The sequence below is a fragment of the Chryseobacterium sp. GTID13 genome, from assembly GCF_056172655.1.
The window spans coordinates 245,669-258,310 of the sequence record NZ_JAOCMB010000007.1 but is presented as its reverse complement, the minus strand read 5'-3'; the positions used below and the strand labels follow the sequence as shown (position 1 = coordinate 258,310).

Sequence of the window (12,642 nt, the reverse complement as noted above, 5' to 3'; positions counted from 1 at the left end):
AGAATTTTTTTTAAGCGTATTCATTCCGATGGTTTACATCGTAATCACTTCTTCCGGAGGAGGGTCCACACCCGCCTGGCAAAAAGAAAATGTTTCCTTTCCGATGATGGATTTGGAAATCAATGCCACGATGAAAGAGCATGACCGACAAAAGGAGATGCGGCAAAACCAGACGCTTAATGCCGGAATTGAAACCATCAATAAAAACGAGTGGAACAGCTTTAAGGATAAGGTGGTTAAAATACAGGACAGGCTTAGGATTGTTTCATTTGCCTTGCAGGCGATCCCTACAGGAGTGGCGATGAGCCGGGAGATAGGTAAGATCACTCAAAACCAGGCTGCGATTATTGACGAAATCAGTACTGCGCCTTATTCCATCGCAGTGGTCCTGCCTTCCGGAGTACAGTATGTAGATGATTTACAAATGGTACTCCGCCTGATCACCGGAATTATCCTCTCTTATGGGGCAATCAATCAAATGGAAAAATCGGAACGCAAGATTTTATTGGATTATGCACTGGGTGAAGTCAAAACCCTGAGCAGGAACTCAACCCATATGCTGCTCAAGATACGGGATATTAAAGCCAAGGTACTGCGCAATAAAAGAGCTTTCCAGTATTACGTCAACAGGGATAAGCAAGTGGTGGAGAACATTATGAAGAATATTAAATCCTTTTAAAAATGAAAAAAATATTTTTTGGGGAACCCTAGTATTTTCAGGCGTTTCCGTAAAAAGCCAGCAGATCGTGATCAATGACAAGCTGCTGTCCCAGATTACCGTTAATCATGGTGTTCGATTAGGGAGTGAGCAGGCTTTTTTAGACTCTTATGAAAAGCAAAATGAGCTCTATAACGAGATTAAAAACAAAACGACCCAGGTGATTGCCATTCAGGAATATATCTACCAGCAGCTTAAAAATGTCAATTCAGCACTTACCCAAAGTAAAAAGCTCATCTACCTCTATCAGTATTTAGGAAAAATTGTTAGCAACTCCCAAACCATGCTGGATTTATCTGTGCAGCATCCGGAATATGCCGTACTGTTTTCAAAATATTATGCGGCCATAGGACAGCAAGCCCTGAAGCTCCAACAGGAGGTCACTCAGGATATTCTGAATGAAAACAAAGATTTTCTAATGGATGCAATGGACCGGGAAATGCTGATTGAGAAGGTATTGACACGGGTCAGAAATATCAACGGCAATATTCTCTATATCATTTTACGGCTACAGAATGCAAAGAAGATCCCTTATCTCTATCAGGTTCCTGTCCTTAGGAATTACATCAATATCGACAGGGCCATTGTGGGAGACATTATTCAGAAATACAAATACATTTTTAACTAAAACAATGGAAAATTTATTTATAAAATTAATCAGGCTGCAATTTTTGCTTGTAGCTGCTGTCGTTTCCGCACAACTGAGTGTAAAACGCCTCAATGACCCTGCCATTGTCGCTCAGCATAAGCGAATGGTTTTTGAAAGCTGGGGAGACTGGCGTCCTTACCCAAAATACTTCCTGGGAGTTCAGACCAATTTTGCCTATGCCACGGTATGGGGGATGTGGGCTCCCAAAATCAACAGGGATTATAAGGATGGAGATGATATTAGACCCTTAAAACCTACGGGAGTACAAAATCAGCGATTTGCAGAAGTGAAATATGAGGAGGAAGAAGCCAAAAAAATAAAAGCTGCTTCCGATACCATTTATAAAAGGAGTGTCCAGGATTTTGCCCATTGGACTTCTGCTACCGTTGATGCAGACCCGCTTTGGCTCTTGTATTACAAACGCATGTTAAAGCCCATTACTGAATTTCCGGATACTCCGCAGAATTTTATGGAGTGGAGGCTCAAAGACCAGGAGACCTACGAAACACTTAATAGTATAGGAACATTAAAAAGACTTCAAGAGGAGCTGGATATGATCAAAGAAAAATATTCGATGTCCCGGTCTATGGATATGCCAAGAGGAAAACGCTTTCTGATGTACCATGAAACCCTTTTGCGTTGGAGAAAATTTGCTCAGGAATTAAGGAAACATAATAACAAAACGACCCTTCTTCTGGATTATAAAAATATCCTGAAAAATCATTCTCCTTATGCTTTGCCTACAGCCTGGAGTCCTGCATCAGACAGGCAGGTTATTCAAAACATCATGTTCAAATATAAAAACCGATATTAAAATGAATAAAACAGTAACCTTATGCTGTTGCCTTCTGGCTCTTTTATTGCCGGTGATGGGCTTTGCCCAGACCGATGGCGATTACAGCAATTTACTCCAGTTCCTGAAAGGCGATGGTGCTTTTGAGAAATGGTTCATGGAGGTATTTACCAAACTGGATACCAGTGTTCAGGACAATGCTAATGATGCCGCATTGGTCGGAAAAGCCATTGGCGGATTGGGGGCTTTGATGTACCTCGGATACATGGGATGGCAGATGGCTGCCGGAGACCGGGAATGGGAAGTTACCCCGATGCTGAAACCCATTCTGATCGGATTTACCCTGATTTACTGGACGGGATTTGTCAATCTGATTCAGGCTCCCTTTGAAGCCATTGCAGAGCCGGGAATCAGCATTTTCAGCGATATAGAATCAGAAGTCAATGATCTTCGGGTGCAGCGCTTCAAAAACAACAGCAATTGTTAGATGCTGTTATAAAGCTCAAAGCAGATGAAGATGCTAAGCAGGAAGTTATTGAGAATACCGGAAAAGATGCCGATGATTCCTGGTTTGATATCAGTGAGGGACTGGATAAGCTCATCCAGCCCATTAAGGAGTGGCAGATCAGGATGCAGTTCCAGATGCAAAAATTAGTTGCTGAAGTGATTGAGTTTATCTGCCTTTCCGTTCTGAGAATTTGTGTCTACCTGATTTTCTTTATTCAGAAGATCTGGGCGTACATCCTTATTATATTAGGTCCGATTGCCGTGGGTATGGCTCTTGTTCCGGGATTTGAAAATTCCCTCTACAATTGGGTTTCCAAATTTATCAATATCAATCTCTACACTTTTGTGGCGTATACCATTATCAACATTGGCCAGCAGCTTATCGCTTCCGGCTATATGATGGAAATAGAAAGGTATGACACGCTTTTAACGAATGGAACGGTAACCAATTTGGATGCCCTAATGGTCTATGTTAGTAATTCGGGAATGATCTATAACCAGCTTTTTACCTGTGTTGCCTATATCGTTACCGGAATCGGGGTTTTGATGACCCCTACGATTGCAGATACCATTGTGTCGGCAGGAGGTGCCGGAGCCATGACCAAGATGAAAAGTGCTGTGGGCAAAATGGCGGGCTCTGCTAAAACTGCGGTTCTGGCTGTTAAAACCGGAGGAGCTTCTGTAGCTGCTACGGCTGCCAAGTCCGCTGCGGCAGGTTCTGCATCGGGAAGAGTTCAGCAGGCCATGAAAAATAAAAAATAATCTCGAAAAATATTACTATAAAATGCTTATCAAAAATATAGAACAAAGAATCAAGGTGAATAAGGTCGTTTCTCTGGCTGCTATCGCTTTTGCCGTTTTCATTGTTATCGGTGGTTTTTTCTTCGCCTATAAAATGATTGAAGATTCCAGAAAATCCATTTATATCCTAGATAATGGTGTGCCGGTTTTGGCCAAGCAAACCGATGTCTTACTCAACAGGCCTGTTGAATATAAGGCCCAGATTGAGCTTTTTCACCGGTTATTTTTCACATTAGCTCCTGACGATGCCTATATCAAGGATAATATCCAGAAATCATTATACCTGATCGATGACAGTGGAAAGAAAGAATACACCAACCTCAGGGAAAAAGGTTTCTATAACCAGATTATAGCGTCCAGTTCCATGGTCAGTATTCATACTGATTCGGTTAAGCTTGATATGGAACAAAAGAAATTCGTCTTTTTCGGAAAACAGATGATCACAAGAAAGTCATCTGTCATTACCCGAAAGCTCATCACTGAGGGTTTCTTTGAAGATATCATCCGAAGTCCCAATAACCCGCATGGAGTGATCCTCAAAAACTGGCGCATCCTTGATAATGAAGAAATTACCCATCAAACTAAAAATTCGTATTAACAATGAATACTCCATTCAAACACGCCGGACAGAAATGCCTGCAATGGATCGTCCATCACCCTAAAAAGGTTTTTACCTATTCGATGATTTTTTTGTCAATGTCGTTCATAGGTACTCTGATCCAGGGAATTTTCTTTCCCGGAGAAACAGTTTTTACCATTAAACCGCCTGTCCTTTATTCTAAAAGTCAGATGTCTCGGCATTCCACTGTAAATAACGAGAAAGAGATGAAAAAGATAGTTGAAGAGCTCAAGACCTTGAAAGTGAAAAGAGACCAAAAACAGTTACAGAAAGAAGACAGCCTAAGGATTGAATATTTGTTTAACCAATTTCAAAAATTAAAAACTCAATGAAAAAACTTGATTTCAAACAGAAGAAATACATACTGCCTCTCTTGGCACTACCGTTTCTGGTGCTTTTTATCTATGTGGGAACCCAGTTCGCCAAAGAAGAACAGCCCAAAGACAAGCCCAAAGAGCTCTCCCTTTCCCTTGGTGACTCGCAGGATTCGATTATGAGTAAAAATGATGCCTATGATGCATTTTTCAAAAAAGAGGATAACAGGACAATGCTCGAAGGGTTGGACAAAGAAAAGGATAGCTTGCTAGACTACGAAGACCAGCTATCATTAGCTCAGAAGAGAAAAATAGACTCGCTCAAAGCGGTGTCCGGAAGGCGAAACGGAGACCAATCGAAAGGAAATTTATCTTCTTACTATAACCCGAAACAAGAGCAGAATGACGACAAGGATTACAAAAGGTCTTCAGAAATTATCCGGATGCTGAACGCTCAATCCTATGGCAAACCGGAAAGTGGCTATGCTTCAGAGCATTCAAAAACAACCCCTACTCATCAGCAAAATCCTGATCCGGTCAAATATCTGAAACAGCAGATGCTGGTTATGGATTCTTTGGAAAAAGCAAGGGACCCGGAGTATCAAAGTAAGCTCGTAGCAGAGGAAAGACTCAAAGCTAGCAAAGAAAAAATGGAGGAATTCCTTAATTCAACCTTTAATGTCAGCAAATCAGGTATCAATAGCGAGTTCAATGCTTTTTACAAAGAAAAGGAAAACAGCTTTATCAAAGCGGTCATTGATGAAAATAACAAGGGATATTTGGGGAGTCGGATCCGACTGAGATTATTGGAAGACATATTTGTCGGGAACAAAAAGCTCAGCAAAGGTTCCATACTCTATGGGCAGATTTCAGGGTTTGCGATGCAAAGGGTGAATCTCAGTATCGTATCTGTATTCACTAAAGGAGAAATTTATCCGGTCAACTTATCGGTTTACGATGTCGATGGAAGCAAAGGGCTCTATGTTCCGGAGAGTATTTTCCGGGATATGATCCGGGAAATGGGGAGCAATTCCGTACAGGGAACGCAGATGGATATGGGCGGACAGGGATTTTTTACCAGTATTGGCTCTAAACTGTTTACATCCACTTCCAAGTCCATTGCTAACCTGATTAAAACCAACAAAGCCAAATTGAAATACAACTCTTATGTATTCCTGATTGACGAAAAACAATTGAAAGATTCACAGAACCAACAAAAAAAATAAAGAAATGAAAGCCATATTGTACATATTACTGATTTTCATAACACAGCTTTTTACGGCACAAACAGCCACTAAAGAACAGATTATTTCGGATTTACCGGAACTCGGATTTACCGAAGGAATCAGTCTTCATATCATTTCTCCGGAACCCATTCAATATGTGGACCTCTCCAACCAGCAGCTCACAGGGGATTTACCTTCAACCCAGATTGCCCGTGTTAAAATTGCCGATAAGCCTGAAAGCACCGACAAAGAAAAAAGCCAAAATCTATTTCTGCACTATAACGGAGATCAAATCGGGGTGATCACGGTGGTGGGGCAATCTTTTATTGCGCAGTACAAAGCTGTTTACAGAAATTCTGAAAACCTGAATACCGTTACCAATATCCATATTCAGCCGGAGGAGATGCAGCCCATCGAGTTTGATAAAATGGTCTTTTCCAATCTTGAGCTGAGAAAATTTGCGATGGATATTATTCAGAAAAAATCAGAAAAAAATCCGATCCGGGAAGAGAAGAATCTCGGGCTCAGTGTTCAGCTTAATAATGTCTATGTTATGAGTGATTATATCTTTTTGGATATGACCTTTAAAAACAGCTCCAACTTAAGTTATGATATGGAAGCTATGAAATTCTCCTTAGAAGATAAAAAGATCCATAAGGCGACTAACAACCAAAGTATCGAGATGACCCCATTATTTCAGCTGAACCCTCAGAAGCATTTCAGGAAGAATTTCCGGAATATTTATGTGTTCAAAAAATTTACCTACCCGAACTCTAAAGTGATGATGATCCGCCTGATCGAAGAGCAGCTCTCAGGAAGAACCATCGAAATGAAAATCAATTATTCGGACATTTTAAAAGCCGATACATTTTAAACAATTACTATTATGGACAATTTTATAACTACCGCAATTATAGTATATGGACTCATGCTAATTGCAACTGTATACTGCTGTGTTTGTCTCATCATTTTTGGAAAAAAATGGAACCAATATGCAAAGGATTATGAGCAATTATTAATCCTTAAAAATGAGTTTGAGAAAATGTCTGAAGAGGCAGGTTACTCTTACATGATTGAAAGGCTAACAAAAAGAGGATATGAAATCAAGAATCAATTGAATCTGTTGAAGACTGATCTGGTTAAAATACAGGAACATTATGAAAAATTGCAACAGCAGAAGCGGAATCATAACCAGTCTGAGAAGGAGCCATCACTGGACAATTTTTTTGAAAATTATTCCTAATGCAAGAGCAGCAACATCAGATCAAAATCTACGGTTTCCTGCAAAAAGCAGTATATGCCGTGGTAGCGCTGGATTGTGTTTCACTCTTTTATCTGGGAGCGAATATTCCGGTGGTATCCGGCTTATTGAAGAACTTTTCCAGGATGAGCTTCATTTATCCTCCTGTCAATGCTAAACTGGCGACCCTTCTATTGATTGGGTTAGTGGCGATTGGAACAAAAGCTAAGAAAAAAGAGACCTTAGTATTGCTACGGAAATAGTGCTTCCTATGGTATTGGGATTAGTGATGATGTTTTCCTCTCTGGTTTGGGAAGGTGAAGCCGGAAATCCCAACCTTCCTAAAGTCTTTCCGGGAATGAATCTCTACCAGGTGCTTTATGCTTTTCTTTCTTTTTTGGGAGCAGTTATCGTTCAGATGGGTGCTGACAGCATTTCCAAGCTGATGCAGAAGAAAATGGGAAAAGACCGCTGGAATGTGGAAGAAGAATCTTTTGATCAGAACCAGGAACTTGTGAATACCGATACCTCTATCAATATCCCTTATTTATTTCGGTATAAAGGGAAGAGCAATAAAGGCTGGATGAATATTAACCCTTTCCGGGGAACGATGGTGATTGGCGTGCCAGGTTCTGGTAAATCTTTCGGGGTCATCAATCCAGCGATCCGGCAGATGATTGCCAAAGGATTTTGTCTGGTAATTTACGATTTTAAGTTCCCCGACCTGGCGCAGATTGCTTATTACCACTATTTATTCAAAAAAAGTAAGGAATCAGGATATAATTACAATTTTTATGTTATTAACCTCAATGAAGTGGAGAAATCCAAAAGGGTGAACCCTTTCAAAAAGGAGTACGTAAAAACACTGGCCGAAGCGCAGGAAATGGCAGAAGCAATGGTATCTTCCTTACAAAAAGGCAGTACCAGTTCAGGAGGCGGTGCTGACCAGTTCTTTACCCAATCGGCTATTAATTTCCTTTCATCCTGCATTTATTTCTTTGCCACCCATGAAAACGGAAAGTACTCGGATCTGCCCCATATCCTTTCCTTTATGAACCGAAGCTATAAGGAAATTTTTGATACCCTTTTTGGTCATGAAGAACTGTATTCTTTATTATCGCCTTTTAAATCAGCCTATGATAACAAAGCTTTTGACCAATTGGAAGGGCAGGTAGGAACATTGAAGATTTTCCTGTCCCGACTGGCTACCAAAGAAAGCTTTTGGGTGTTTTCAGGGATGAAGTGGAACTCAAAATAACAGACCGGAACAATCCTTCCATTGTTATTTTAGCGTCAGACCCGGGAACTCAGGACATCAACTCTGCTTTGTATTCTTCGGTGCTTAACAGGACTTTAAGACTGATCAATTCAAAGGGCAATCTCCCTGGAGGAATCATTGCCGATGAATTTCCCACGATTTATATTCATAAAATTGATAATGTAGTGGCTACGGCAAGAAGTAACAGGGTTGCAGTAATGCTTGGGCTTCAGGAGCTTCCACAGCTTCGCCAGTTTTATAAGAAAGAAGTTGCAGATACCATTTCTGCTATTGTAGGAAATATCCTGTCCGGCTCTGCAAGGGATAAGAATACCTTGGATTGGCTCGAAAAATTATTTGGAAAAATAAAGCAGAAGTCGTATTCCCAATCCATCTCCCAGCAGGGTACGACGACCAGTATCAACGAGAAAATGGACCATATGATTCCTGCCGGAAAAATTGCAGCACTTAAAACCGGGGAAATGGTAGGAATAATTGCCCAGGGAGAAGAAAATGATACCGAAGAATACAAAACCTCCGCTGTGAACGGTAAAATCAACCTGGATATGAAAAGTATTAAAAAAGAGGAAGCGGAACTTCCGTCCATGCCTAGCTATTATTCTTTTGTTGATAAGGCAGGAGTTAACCGTAAAGAAGAAGTTTTAATGACCAACTTCAGGAAAATTAATAAAGAAGTGGAGTTAATCATCAGAGAATCAGTAAAAGCATAATCTTATGAAGAGTAAAGTAATTGATATCCGGATTTATAAAATGATAGTTGCAATGTTTCTGTTTGCGGGCAGCTTTACTTTTGCCCAGTTCAATACCTTAATGCCTGCCCAGCCTCAAAAGCCCGAAAGTCAGACTCGTATTGAAACTGCAAAAGAAGAGCAATCTACTGAGCAAAAAAATGGGAAAAATTTCTGGAAAAAAATCTTCAATACGACGACAAAGTCGGATTTAAAAAATGAATTGGATTCTTTAAAAATACTGTTAAAAGAGTACAAGCATACCAATAATTCCGGAAAACAAAACTTTCAAAAAATGAAAGATTCTTTGCTATTGGCCACTAAGATTAGAGCAGAACAGAAAAAAGATCTTTTAAAAAATCAAAGCTCCCAGGCTTTATATGATTTTGTGGAGGAGCCTAAAGGATCTTTATCAAAAATTGTTATGCCTTTGGCGGGTAAGATGACGATCACTTCTTCTTATGGGACAAGGGTTCATCCCATTTCTGGAACCCGGAAAATGCACAGTGGTATTGATCTGAAAGCGCATTATGAAAATGTACATTCCGTCATGGATGGAATCGTAACGGCAGCAGGCTGGGATACACATGGCGGGGGCAATTATATAAAAATACGACACTTTAACCGCTTTGAAACGGCTTACCTTCATCTGTCTCAAATTTATTATAGAGTAGGAGAAAGGGTAAAAGCCGGATTTATCTTGGGAAGAAGCGGGAATACTGGAAATTCAACAGGGCCTCACCTGCATTTTTCGGTGAAAGAATTCGGACAAAGTGTTAACCCTGCTCATTTTTTAAATGATTTAATAAAAGCCACTCATCTCATGGGAGCTTATCATAATACCGATACGGCTCTATACAAACCCTACTAAAATAAATTAACAATGAAAAACAGCAATTTACCTACAGACGAACTGAAAAAATATGGAATTATTGGTGAAGACCATACATTTTCTAAAAAACTAAGTGCAGAAGATATTCAGAGATTTCTACAGGGATACACCATTGTCGCTGACAACGATAAAAATAGGGCAGCTTTTCAGCTCACGGATAATAATACCCAGCTGAAAGTCATCTTCCTGGAAAGGGATAAAAGCCTTCCTGAAATCCTTAAAAACAGTGAAACAAGAATAGAATACTCCGATATCAAGGGGTTATCAAATAAATTGCCACCGGAGCTTTCGGCGTTGGAAAAGAAAGCATTTATTTTCGATCAGGAAACCGGCAAAGTGGTCGAGTTTGATTTCATCAGGCATACAACGGAATTGACGGCAATTATTGCTGACCTACGGGATGCAACTGAAACCGCGCGATATAAAAATGAATTACTAAAGCTTAAAGGATTCATCCAAGATAAATTAGAAGCGGAACTTCCGCCTGAGATCGCTAAAGAAATTACTAATGATTTGAATATTATCTCAAAAGAGATCAGTACAGTTGATGGAATTCTTGCCAGGCAGCATGATGATTCTCAAAAACAGGAGAAATCCAATATCGAGTTGAACGTAAATGATCCTGATCTCTATCAGGATGCCAACCGAATGAGAGAAGACGAGGAGCAAGAGCAAGAAGAAAAGCGAAGGTTTAGAAGATAAATTCTATGGATGCCTCTGATAAACTGTTTCAGAATATATAAAATTTCAAAGTAAGATTTAAAATGGATTTATTTGAAGAGTATCACCTCCTTCCGGAAGAACTCAAGGCGGTCTGTGACAAATGGCAGCAAAAATCAGCATACTGGGGACTTGATTACAATGACTGTGAGGTCTTTCAGAAAGAATGCGAAGCTATCGGCTATACGTTTGATTACGGACTGGATGCAGAACCATTTGATTTACGACCCATCAATTTAGGGCAACAATTACAAGACCATATTACTAACAATCAAAATCCAGGCATTATGGGAACAACAAATGATCTAAGCTGGTATGATAAGAATATTACTCCTATAACCCGGGCTTATAAAGATTTTGTAAAAGAAAAAGAAAATACATCACCTGAACATTTCTTTCAAGATGGTGAGAGAGTCTTTACGGCAAGAGAAATCAAGTTTTTAGAGATTCTTGGGTATAAAAATTCTAAAAACAAAATGAATGTTTCTTATCCTGAAAGTAGAGAATCAGTAAGGGGTGAAGTAAAAACAAAAGATATCAGGAATGAATCTATTAAAGATAATCTAAGTTTTGATCCCGGAGCTCGAAATGTTATACAAGAGAATTTAGGTATTGCAGAGAACAAAGCATTGAAGCTTGATGAACTCAAGGATATGCTTACTCAATATTATGAAAAAGAGCAGGAAAGTATGTTTGATTTTACCCATCCGAAATCTATTAAGACGTTGGAACTGGCATTATTTCTTCAAAATGCAGATGAACCGTTAAAGAAAGAAGTTCTGACATACATTTTTTCAGAACCGCCACTTGAGCCTGATTTTTACGACTTCAGGGATGATTCTTATGACAGGGGAGAATCTTCTTATGAGAAAGCAAAGGAATCCTATAAGTTAAAGATAGAAAAATATAATCTTTTTTAGAAAATGCTTATTCAGTTTTTGATCAGTACAATTTTGATATTCATATGATCCATGAATCCAATGTCGAAAGAGCGCCGGATGCATTCAAAGTCTTAGTACATGATCTTTCAACTCAATTTTCGGCGGAAGCTAAATCAATAATTAAGCCCATTAATACAGATCAGTCAGTAATTTATGCTAATAGTGATAGGAAAATGTATGAAATAACATCGTCCCCTCAAATGGAAAAAAATAATCCCCATATGGAAACTACCATCGAAGGGTATAGCAACAGTGAATTAATGAATCTGTCAGATGGCGAATTAGAAAATCTATTAAAGCTAAAGAAAGAACAGTATAAAATAGAACAAGTGAACGATGGTATCATTGCTATGTCTTTTATTGATAACGAAATAAAAAGACTTCTGGCCCTGATTCATCATAAATCAATTACTAACAAACAAAATCCCAACATTATGGAAACAACAAAAGAATTCGATCAGGTTCAATACCTAAAAGACCAGTTAAAATACCTTGGCTTTGGCGAAGATTCAACACTTCACAAAGATTTGGAAAAAGGTATTGAGTCTCCCAAACAGCAGTTTGAAATCAACACAGCTTCAGACAAGGCACTGCCCGGAAATACCGTAGACTTTAGTTTGAAATTCAATAAAAGCGAAAATGGAGGTGTTTTCTTTAATTCTTATCAGGCGACACTGAAAAATGAAAAAAACGAAAGTTTTTCCCACAATTTTTATGTGAGCAAAGAAAGCTCTTTTACCGCTAAAGAGGCTGTTAACCTTCTGGAAGGCCGTTCTGTTAAAATAGAATTTCACAATCCGAAAACAGACCAGGTAGAGCCTGCATTTGTCAAGTTGGATTTTAATGAGCCCAAAACCGAGAAAGGAAATTATAATTTCCAGAATTTTTATAAAAATTATGGTATTGATACTCCTGAAATTGTAGAAAAGTCCAATTTGATATTTGATAAGCCGGAATACAAGGAAAATACCATAAAATCTTTGGAAAAAGGAAATATAGTGAAGGTGAAGTTTGAATTGGACGACGGGGTTATAGAAGGAAAAGCAGTTCTCAATCCCCAGTACAAGAATCTCAATCTGTATGATCAGGAGATGAACCGGATCAATACCAACAAGCCTTTGCAGGGTTTGGAAGATGAGAGAGAACATGATAAAGCTAATGTAAGAGAGCAAAGCATCAAACGATAAAAATTTCCCATTACCTGAAAGCGGTAAG

14 protein-coding genes and 1 pseudogene are annotated in these 12,642 nt (G+C 39.2%); all 15 read left to right on the top strand.

Annotated elements, in window-relative coordinates; genetic code table 11:
* The first annotated feature begins 28 nt into the window (after positions 1–28).
* The 15 genes and pseudogenes from N4G44_RS20335 to N4G44_RS20265 all read left to right on the top strand — a co-directional run bounded on the left by N4G44_RS20335 (position 29) and on the right by N4G44_RS20265 (position 12,614).
* Entirely contained in the window at positions 29–679 is a 651-nt protein-coding gene (locus N4G44_RS20335) for a hypothetical protein (protein ID WP_474929491.1), read from the top strand.
* A gap of 67 nt (positions 680–746) precedes the next feature.
* A complete protein-coding gene (locus tag N4G44_RS20330; protein WP_474929489.1) occupies positions 747–1,346 on the top strand; it encodes a hypothetical protein in 600 nt (199 codons plus the stop codon).
* Between the two features lie 4 nt (positions 1,347–1,350).
* Positions 1,351–2,181, top strand: coding sequence for a hypothetical protein (locus tag N4G44_RS20325; protein WP_474929487.1), 831 nt, complete (start codon positions 1,351–1,353; stop codon positions 2,179–2,181).
* A 1-nt stretch (position 2,182) separates the two neighbouring features.
* Positions 2,183–2,647 carry a hypothetical protein gene (locus N4G44_RS20320; protein WP_474929483.1) on the top strand — a complete coding sequence of 155 codons (465 nt, stop codon included), beginning with the start codon at positions 2,183–2,185 and terminating at the stop codon, positions 2,645–2,647.
* A complete protein-coding gene (locus tag N4G44_RS20315) occupies positions 2,641–3,429 on the top strand; it encodes a TraJ family protein (RefSeq protein ID WP_474929479.1) in 789 nt (262 codons plus the stop codon). Before N4G44_RS20320 ends, N4G44_RS20315 begins: the two co-directional genes overlap by 7 nt.
* Before the next feature lie 22 nt (positions 3,430–3,451).
* Positions 3,452–4,066: a conjugative transposon protein TraK gene (gene traK / locus N4G44_RS20310; protein ID WP_474929477.1), complete on the top strand. Its 615-nt coding sequence runs from the start codon at positions 3,452–3,454 to the stop codon at positions 4,064–4,066.
* Between the two features lie 2 nt (positions 4,067–4,068).
* Positions 4,069–4,419 carry a hypothetical protein gene (locus N4G44_RS20305; protein WP_474929475.1) on the top strand — a complete coding sequence of 117 codons (351 nt, stop codon included), beginning with the start codon at positions 4,069–4,071 and terminating at the stop codon, positions 4,417–4,419.
* Positions 4,416–5,627: a conjugative transposon protein TraM gene (gene traM, locus N4G44_RS20300; protein WP_474929473.1), complete on the top strand. Its 1,212-nt coding sequence runs from the start codon at positions 4,416–4,418 to the stop codon at positions 5,625–5,627. The genes N4G44_RS20305 and traM overlap by 4 nt, the downstream gene beginning before the upstream one ends.
* Before the next feature lie 4 nt (positions 5,628–5,631).
* Positions 5,632–6,501 (top strand): DUF4138 domain-containing protein, encoded by an 870-nt coding sequence (locus tag N4G44_RS20295; protein WP_474929471.1) that lies wholly within the window; start codon positions 5,632–5,634, stop codon positions 6,499–6,501.
* Between the two features lie 12 nt (positions 6,502–6,513).
* Entirely contained in the window at positions 6,514–6,870 is a 357-nt protein-coding gene (locus N4G44_RS20290) for a hypothetical protein (protein ID WP_474929468.1), read from the top strand.
* A pseudogene (locus N4G44_RS20285) lies at positions 6,870–8,856 on the top strand (type IV secretory system conjugative DNA transfer family protein). The gene N4G44_RS20290 and the pseudogene N4G44_RS20285 overlap by 1 nt, the downstream one beginning before the upstream one ends.
* A 4-nt stretch (positions 8,857–8,860) precedes the next feature.
* Entirely contained in the window at positions 8,861–9,745 is an 885-nt protein-coding gene (locus tag N4G44_RS20280) for a M23 family metallopeptidase (protein WP_474929465.1), read from the top strand.
* 12 nt (positions 9,746–9,757) lie between these two features.
* Complete coding sequence (locus N4G44_RS20275; protein ID WP_474929462.1) at positions 9,758–10,468, top strand: hypothetical protein; 711 nt, start codon at positions 9,758–9,760, stop codon at positions 10,466–10,468.
* Between the two features lie 62 nt (positions 10,469–10,530).
* Entirely contained in the window at positions 10,531–11,406 is an 876-nt protein-coding gene (locus N4G44_RS20270; RefSeq protein ID WP_474929459.1) for a hypothetical protein, read from the top strand.
* 242 nt (positions 11,407–11,648) lie between these two features.
* On the top strand, positions 11,649–12,614 hold the full coding sequence (locus N4G44_RS20265; protein WP_474929455.1) for a hypothetical protein: 966 nt from the start codon (positions 11,649–11,651) through the stop codon (positions 12,612–12,614).
* The last annotated feature ends 28 nt before the right edge of the window (positions 12,615–12,642 follow it).